Below are 8,412 nucleotides of genomic sequence, written 5' to 3'. Positions count from 1 at the left end.
AATTGCGCACGCGTCATACGTACTGGACTACCGGATCCACCGACTCGGCGAGGGCAGATCCGGCAGATCGATCACGACTCAATACAGGCCCTAGGTTGCTCTGGCTCTTGGGTTCTGGCTGGTGGCGGAGGTTCTGGGCAGGGGGCGGTGGCAGGTGGTGCAGGTGCCGGTCCAGCAGTTCAGCAGGTCCTGGAGGGCGTCGAGGGTCTGGGCCGAGGCCGTGCTTGAGTTCCCGGTAGTCGTGCTCGATGCGCCAGCGGATCTTGGCCAGACGGACCAGTTCGGCGATCGGTGTGTCGGCGGGCAGGTTGGACAGCCAGTAGTCGGTGGGTGCTTCGGCGCCGGCGGGCCATTCGGCCAGCAGCGTCACCTCGGGCAGGACACCGTCCCGGTTGGTGTGGTCGGTGGCGGCTGCCTGGGCGAGGCGGCGGGCCCTGACCCCGGCCGGCCGCACCCGCAGTGCCAGAAAGCGCGAGCGCATCGGCCCGCGGGAGCCTTCACGCCAGGTCACTTCGGTGAACGCCTGCCGCCCATGGCCGACTGCCAGCGCGGCCACCGAGGACGGCTTGTTCCGGTAGCGGGGCTGCGGCTTGCGGCCGTTGCCGGACCAGGTCGGGGCGGTGGGCCGCGCATCGTGCGGTTGGACGGTCACATCCGAGCGGATCGCCACGACATAGCCGATGCCCCGGCTGTCCAGGCCGTCGCGGAAGTCGGCGTTCTGCCCGTAGCCGGCATCGGCCACCACCACCGGCGGCACCAGACCCCACCCGGCCAGCTCATCCAGGCTGTCCAGGGCCAGGCGCCACTTCTCCCGGTGCCCGGCCTCTGGCGGCATCCCGGTCTTCTGCCTCCGCACGGCATCGTCCGCCCACTCCTGGGGCACGAACAACCGCCAGTTCAGCGGGCAGGAGGCGGTGTCGGAGACCGCGTGCACACTCACCGCGACCTGGCAGTTGGCCCGCTTTCCCAGTGCCCCGCAGTACTGGTGCGCGACCGCCACCGACATCCGGCCGTCCTTGGGAAAGGACACGTCATCGACCGCCCAGGCATCCGGGCCGATTCTCGGCACCATCCGCTCCGCGATCCGCCGCCGCACCGGCAGCGGATCCCAGGTCGACTGGTTCACGAACTGCTGCAGGTTCTGCTCGTTGCCGTCCGGCAGCCGCTCTGCCATCGGCTGGATCGACTTGCGCCGCCCGTCCAGCATCAGCCCCCGCAGATAGCAGTCGCCCTTGGCCCGCTGGTCCTTGCGCGGCACCGACGCGAACACATCAGCCACGAATAACGCCAACGTCGCCCGAACACGGTTCACTTCATGTGCGTCCACCCACCCAACATGCCCTGAAACAGGACCGCGAGACAGACCTAACGGAGTCCTACTAGGCGCCCGCGTCGCTCTCATGAGTCTGGCGGCGGCCGGCTGGACCGTCGCCGCCGACAACGTCCTGGTCCTGGCTCGCATCGACCACGAGGAGCCCTACTGAGCTTCCCCCGGGATGCGGAGTTGTGTGACAACGGGTCAGATGGGTCTCGTGAAACGGGCCCAGACGATGCCTGCCCCGAGGAAATATCCGCTGGAGTTGCGTGAGCGTGCGGTGCGGATGTACCGCACGGCCGAACCGAAGCCCGTGATCCGCCATATGGCCGAGGAACTCGGGGTGCATCCCGAGGCCCTGCGCGGCTGGATCCGGCAAGCCGAGGCGGATGCCGGCGAGCGGGACGACCTGCTCACCACCGAGGAGAAAGAGGAACTGGCCCAGCTGCGGCGCGAGGTGCGGGAACTGCGCCGGGCGAACGAGGTCCTGCGGACGGCGTCGGCTTTTTTCGCCGCACAGCTCGACCCGACCCGGGGCGCGATTACCGGGCATCGGTCGCGCAATGGAAATCGGACATGGCCGCACGCCGCCCGAAGACATCGAAACTGGTCGCCAATCCGCGGCTGCATGCGTACGTCCAGGAGCGACTGTCCGGAGAGATCGGCACGCCTGACGGCACGTCGATCGCAGGACCTGCGACAGCGGCGTGGACGGGGCGGAACAAGCCGCACCGCAAGGATCGCACGTGGGTTCAAGCGTGGAGTCCGGAGCAGATCGCGAACCGGATCAAGCTTGATTTCCCGGATGATGAGTCCATGCGCATCAGCCACGAGGCGATCTACCAGGCTCTCTACATTCAAGGCCGCGGGGAACTCAAGCGGGAGCTGATCCTGTGCCTTCGTACGGGCCGCGCGCTACGTGCCCCGCGAGCTCGTTCGCGTCGCAAGACCTGGGCCCATGTGACGCCCGAAGCGTTGATCAGTGAACGGCCTGCAGAAGCCGATGACCGTGCCGTGCCTGGCCACTGGGAAGGCGACCTGATCATCGGGCTGGAGCGGTCCGCGATCGGCACCGTCGTCGAGCGGTCAACTCGGTTCACAATACTGGTTCACCTGCCGCGCGAGGAGGGTTACCGGCACAAATATTCAGTCAAGAATGGCCCAGCGCTGGCCGGTTACGGGGCGATCACGATGAAGAACGCGCTCGCCCATACGGTGTCGACACTGCCCGAACAGCTGGCGCGGTCGCTGACCTGGGATCGAGGCAAGGAGATGTCGGCCCATGCGCAACTCAGAGTCGAGACCGGCATTCCCGTGTTTTTCGCCGATCCGCATAGTCCCTGGCAGCGCGGCACGAACGAGAACACCAACGGACTCTTGCGTCAGTACTTCCCGAAGGAACGGATCTCTCGAGATGGTCCGCCGAGGAAGTTGCGGCCGTCGCTCACACTCTCAACAGCAGACCCCGCAAGACGCTCGGCTGGAAGACACCCGTCGAGGCATTCCGTGAGCAGCTACAGTTGCTTCAACAAGCTGGTGTTGCAACGACCGGTTGAATCAGGTCAATATACGAGCATCAAGCTCACTACGCGCCTGGTCAGAGCAGGGATCCAGGCGTTCATGGGCTCGGTCGGCGACTCGTTCGACAATGCCCTGGCGGAGAACTTGTGGATGCTGGTCAAGACCGAGTGCCTCCGCGGCCGCGTCTTGGCGACCAGGGCCGAGGCGAACCTCGCGCTCTTCGAGTACCTCGACGGCTTCTATAACCCCCGCCGCATCCAGAAACGGCTCGGCTACCTCAGCCCGATCGAGTTCGAGGAGAAGCACTACGCCGACCAGGCAACGGCCGAACCAGTGAACCTGGAAACCACGTCAACCCGCCCTGACCAGCTAGTCAACCCCTCTCACACAACGGGGGAGCCTCAGACCGGCAGCGATCAGCTGGGTAGGAGTCCTGCTATCTGTTTCGGCCGTATCTCGGCTGACCCCTTCATAGATCCGCCGGCCATGTGCTCCTTCACCGCAGGAGCGGCGTTTCCACTTCTGCCGTGGGAGTCCGGGGAACAGGTCGTGGACGGGGTGATCGATGGACCAGCGGGTGACGACGGTGTCGTGCCGGATGGTGGCCATTACGTGGAAGACGACCGCCTGCAGCAGCTCGAACCGCCAGCCCTTGCTGAAGCCGTAGGCGGCGTCCGCGTCACCCAACCGAACGGGATCTTCCCGGCGATGGCCCTGCGGGCCATCGCCTTGGCCATGGCCACCTCGTCTCGAAGGCGACCGTGTCGTCGATGCCAACGTGCCGCCGAATCCAACGAACTACCAGTGGTTGATTGCGCACGACCCAGGGACCAATCTGGGGTGTATGAACGACTATGTCGCACTGTCCGGCGAGGCCGGTCAGCGCCCCGGAACTCTGGGTATGCCACTGGCTGTGACGGACGCACAGGGCCGTGTCATGGCGTGGACCGCCGGTGCGACCCGGCTGCTTGGCCACGGCGCCGCAGAGGCCGTCGACCGCCCGGTGGGTGACCTGCTGGCGACGCAGCCCCGCTGGCTGGGCTACCCGGACGAGTGGCACGGCGTGCTGCCGGTCCGGCATCGGGAGGGCCACCGCCTGAAGGTACGGGTGTGGGCCTATCGACTTGCGGGCGGCGACGGTGGTGAACCTTTCTGGCTGCTGGTCCAGGAACCCACGGAGGTATTTCCGGGGGAGCACGTGCTGGCGGACTGGGTCCTGACCGGTTCCCCGGTCGCTGTGACGGTCTACGACACCAGCATGCGCTTCGTGCGGCAGAACGCTGCGATGCGGCGCCTGACCGGCGTATGCGACGAGGAGCATGTCGGGCGAGCCCTGTCTGTCGGCCTGACGGGGGCCAACACCGCAGAATGGGAGGCGCGGGTGCGCCGGGTGCTGGAGACGGGACAGGCCGAGGAGGGTTTCCTCGTCCGCGGGCGCACCCGCGACGATCCCGAGCACGACCGCGTCTTCACCGTCTCGGCCTCCCCGCTGCGCGACCAAGCCGGTCAGGTGGTCGGCGTGTGCGCCACAGTGATCGACACGACCGAGCAGTACAGCGCCCGGGAGCGGCTGGCACTGCTGAACGAGGCCAGCATGCGGATCGGTAGCACCTTGGATGTGATGCGCACCGGACAGGAGCTAGCCGAGCTGGCGGTCCCCCGACTCGCCGACTTCGTGGGCGTCGACCTGGTGGAGTCACTGCTCAGCGGCGACGAGCCGCCTCCGGGACCGGTCACCGGGGCCGTCCTGCGCCGGGTGGCACACCAGTCCATTCGGGACGGCGCGCCGGAGTCCGTGGCCAGGGTCGGCGACGTGGACTTCTACACGGCAAACTCGCCGCAGGCTCGCTGCCTGGCCACCGGGCGCTCCGAGCCCTTCGAGGCCGAGGATCTGTCCCTGGCCGAGGAGCTGGTCGCGCGGGCCGCCGTCTGCCTGGACAACGCCCGGCGCTTCACGCGCGAGCGCACGGCAGCCCTGACGCTGCAGCGCAGCCTCCTGCCGCAGCGGCTTCCAGAGCAGTCCGCGGTCCAGACGGCCTTCCGCTACCTGTCGGGCGCGCCTGAGCTCGGCGTGGGCGGCGACTGGTTCGACGTGATTCCGCTGTCCGGCGCGCGGGTGGCGCTCGTCGTCGGCGACGTCGTCGGCCGCGGCCTCCAGGCGTCAGCGACCATGGGCCGACTGCGCACCGCCGTGCGGACCCTCGCCGACGTCGACCTGGCTCCGGACGAGTTGCTCACCCGGCTCGACGACCTCGTCATCCGACTGGCTTCCGAGTCCGAGACGGACGCGGATGCGACCGCGGCGGGAGACATCGGCGCCACGTGTCTCTACGCCGTCTACGACCCGGTGTCGGGCCGTTGCTGCCTCGCCCGCGCTGGACATCCACTCCCCGCCGTAGTGAGGCCGGACGGGACCGCGGACCTCATGGAGCTGCCCGCCGGCCCTCCGCTGGGCCTGGGCGGGCTTCCGTTCGAGTCGCTCGAGGTGGAACTGCCGAAAGGCAGCCTGCTCGCGCTCTACACCGACGGCCTGCTCGAGTCCCGGCGGCGCGGCGTGGGCGCGGGACTGGAAGGGCTCCTGCGCTCACTGGCAGGCGAGGAGGTTTCACCGGACGTTCTGTGCGACCGGGTCGTCAGGGCACTGCTCCCCGACCGCCCAGCCGACGACGCTGCCCTGCTGCTGGCGCGGGTCCAGCGCCTCGACGCCGGGCAGGTCATCTCCTGGAACGTGCCCGTCGATCCCCAAGCTGTGGCGGGGGTCCGAGCGCAGGCCGTCCGCCGGCTGTGGGAGTGGGGCCTGGAGGAGGCGGCATTCGTCACCGAACTCGTGGTCAGCGAGCTGGTCACGAACGCCGTCCGGTACGGCGGCGCTCCCATCCAACTGCGGCTCATCCGCGACCGAGCGCTGATCTGCGAGGTATCGGACGGCAGCAGCACCGCGCCGCATCTGCGCAGGGCCCGCGTGTTCGACGAAGGCGGCCGGGGCCTGATGCTCGTCGCGCAACTCACCCAGCACTGGGGCACTCGGCAGACCGCGACCGGTAAGACCATCTGGTGCGAGCAGGCGCTCCCCTCGGGCGTCTGAGCAGGCCTCACCGGGGGCCTGGTCGATGGCGTCCGCAGCGCGTAGAAGCGATCGGCGGCAGGGACGTCGGATCAGCGGGCGAGTGCAGAAGGCGAGAGAACAGGCGAGCATTGCCCGAGCATCACCGTCGGTTGGAAGACACCCGCCGAAGCCCTCAACGAGCATCTACTGTCGGTCCGGGAAGCCGGTGTTGCGACGACCGGTTGAGATCCAGGTTGACAGCCGTGGTCGGCGTGGTGAATGAGCCTGCCGGGCTCGACCTCACGGCTGGCAAGCGCGTACTCCAGCGTGCTCAGGACCAGGTCGGCGTCCGCCCGCGCCGAGGTCCCCCAGGCCACCACCGGCGGGAGAACGCGTGGCGGATCGCGGACAGCCACGAGGGTCCCTCGACAGTGGAGAGCATCTTGAGGTCCGTGACCCACAACCGGTTCGGTGCCGGTGCAGTGATCTTGATCTGCGGCTTCGGCTCGATGGTGTGACACATCCGCACCGCCCGCTCACACCACTCCAACGAGTACTTTCTGGGCGCAGCCATGGTCACAGTCCTCTCATGACTCCCATCTGACCTGCTGTGACAACGCTGCTGTCGACACACTCCGCATCTCGGGGGAACCTCAGTCTCATCGAGCGGTCCGAAGAAGGCGGTGGTCACGGGTCCGGGCGTACCGGGGCCGAGCGTCCGCGCGGTGAGGTCCCTCGAACTGCGCAGGGCCGGTTCCCGCAGGGGCACCCGGACGACCAACTGGTGGAACGGGGCGTCGAAGCGCAGCGTGTAGGGGCGGGTGCTGTCTTGGAACGCCATGTCGCCGGCGGAGAGCTCCGTGACGCGGCCGTCCTGCTCGACCCGGCAGTGACCGCGCACCCACCTGGGTGTTGGCCGACAGGTACTCGCCGGGGTCGGCTGCGATGAGATGCGGTGTGCGGCGTACTCGCTGACCGCCCGCCACCACGGTGGAAAGCTGGAGGTCGCCGACGGGCATGTGCTCGGTCCGGCCGCTGAACCGCTGGGGGCGATCTGCTCGGCGGCCCACCGCACGAACGTCGCACAGATCAGTTCATGTCAGTAGGAGAACGCATCCTGTGCGACGCCGACGGTGCCGAGCCGCGCCTGCGCGCCCCGGTCGGAACCGGTGTCCATACGGCGCGTGTCACGCCGCATCTCGTGGGTGTCCAGGCTGGTCCGGTATACGCCCGAAGACCCGCCGTCCAGGGCGCGTCAGCGTATGTTCGATCTCTTTCGCCACCGCCAGGAGGAGTCGATCGTCACCGCGTGTCCCCTCGATGGACAGCCCGCCGGCGAATCCGTGCCGTGGCTGGGGGAGCGCGACGCTCACTGCGGGAAGTCCGCAGAAGCCGCTGAATTCGGTGTTGCGTGTGATCTCGGCGAAGAAGGCGGCGGAATCACTGCCGACGGGCAGCGGTTCGAGGGGCGTGGTCGGATAGGTGAACCCGAGCAGGCCGTGCTCGCGCAGCAGGGTGCTGTGCGCCGCTCGGGCGGTGTCCCGCGCGGCGGCACACTCGCCGTAGCGCTCGTCGGAGACCGGGTCCTCGAACGCGCGGCGCAGCAGCCCTTCCACGTCCGGGGACTGAACGCCCTCGATCAGCGTCTCGACGGAGACTGGCTCGCGGAGCCCTGCGAGGTAGCGCGGGAGCGCCCGGCGGACCTCGTAGAGGACGAGGTCGAGTCCATACTCGTTGGCGCCGAGGAGTCGACCGAGTTCCACCGGGTACAGCTCCACACCGGCCTGTTCCAGGGCCGAGACGGCCGCCGCCCAGGCCGTGTCCACGCTCTCGTCGAGGTTCGCGGTGTATTCAGCCGGTACGCCGAGCCGGATCGGCCCCGGAAGACCGGGAAGAGGATTCTCGCCGGTGACCACGCCGTCGACCGCGATGACCCAGTCGACATCGGCGGCGATCACACCCACCGAGTCCCGCGACCACGAAAGCGGCACGGTGTGTCCGGTGCCCCACCGGCCGACGGTGGGGCGGAACCCCGCGACCGCGCACCAGGCGGCGGGGACACGCGCGGACCCGCCGGTGTCCGTCGCCAGCGCGAACGGGACGCTTCCGGCGCGGACGGCGGACGCCGAGCCGCCGGATGAGCCGCCTGCCAAGCGCTCCCGGTCCAGCGGGTTGCGCACGGGCCCGAACGTGGCGTTGTCACTGGTCGCACCGAGTGCGAGCTCGTGCAGGTTGGTTTTGCCGATCAGCACCGCGCCGGCTTCGCGGAGCCGTGCGACGGCAGGGTGGTCGCGGAGCGGCACGCTTGCCGCGAGCGCCGAGGTGCCGCCGGAGGTCGGCAGCTGCTCCGTGTCGATGTTGTCTTTACAGGCGAATCCCACCCCGTAGAGCGCCCCGGAGGGGGAGCCCGCCGGTGTGCCCGCCTCGGGCGCGAGAGCGATGTAGGAGTTGAGCCGGTCGGTCCGCGCCCGTTCGAGCTGTTCGTCCGCGTCGAACTGCAGCTGAGTGCCATCGTCCACTCGGGTGCTCT

3 protein-coding genes and 4 pseudogenes are annotated in these 8,412 nt (G+C 68.6%); 3 read left to right on the top strand and 4 right to left on the bottom strand.

Annotation, left to right across the window (positions count from 1 at the left end):
• Positions 1–205: 205 nt before the first annotated feature.
• Positions 206–1,327, bottom strand: a pseudogene (locus ACFV9M_RS38160) (IS701 family transposase); the annotation flags it as partial.
• Positions 1,328–1,523: 196 nt separating this feature from the next.
• On the opposite strand from ACFV9M_RS38160, the pseudogene ACFV9M_RS38155 reads away from it, so the two are divergent.
• Both ACFV9M_RS38155 and ACFV9M_RS38150 read left to right on the top strand, forming a co-directional pair.
• A pseudogene (locus ACFV9M_RS38155) lies at positions 1,524–2,871 on the top strand (IS30 family transposase).
• Positions 2,872–2,935: 64 nt separating this feature from the next.
• Positions 2,936–3,127: pseudogene (locus ACFV9M_RS38150) on the top strand (IS3 family transposase); the annotation flags it as partial.
• A 177-nt stretch (positions 3,128–3,304) separates the two neighbouring features.
• On the opposite strand, the pseudogene ACFV9M_RS38145 reads toward ACFV9M_RS38150, so the two are convergent.
• Positions 3,305–3,620: pseudogene (locus ACFV9M_RS38145) on the bottom strand (transposase); the annotation flags it as partial.
• A gap of 60 nt (positions 3,621–3,680) precedes the next feature.
• Here ACFV9M_RS38145 and ACFV9M_RS38140 point away from each other — a divergent pair.
• On the top strand, positions 3,681–5,921 hold the full coding sequence (locus ACFV9M_RS38140) for a SpoIIE family protein phosphatase (protein ID WP_385075781.1): 2,241 nt from the start codon (positions 3,681–3,683) through the stop codon (positions 5,919–5,921).
• Positions 5,922–6,213: 292 nt separating this feature from the next.
• Here the strand turns inward: ACFV9M_RS38140 and ACFV9M_RS38135 are convergent, their stop codons facing one another.
• Entirely contained in the window at positions 6,214–6,783 is a 570-nt protein-coding gene (locus ACFV9M_RS38135; protein WP_385102672.1) for a hypothetical protein, read from the bottom strand.
• Between the two features lie 286 nt (positions 6,784–7,069).
• Positions 7,070–8,401, bottom strand: coding sequence for an amidase family protein (locus ACFV9M_RS38130; RefSeq protein WP_385075711.1), 1,332 nt, complete (start codon positions 8,399–8,401; stop codon positions 7,070–7,072).
• Positions 8,402–8,412 lie beyond the last annotated feature (11 nt).

This window comes from Streptomyces sp. NPDC059895 (assembly GCF_042731035.1).
Lineage (GTDB): Bacteria > Actinomycetota > Actinomycetes > Streptomycetales > Streptomycetaceae > Streptomyces.
The sequence above is the reverse complement of the archived record's forward strand: the minus strand, read 5'-3'. Positions and strand labels throughout refer to the sequence as shown.

Coding starts and splice junctions, on each gene's coding strand:
- ACFV9M_RS38140 (WP_385075781.1), top strand. CDS start 3,681: ATGAACGACTATGTCGCACTGTCCGGCGAGGCCGGTCAGCGCCCCGGA.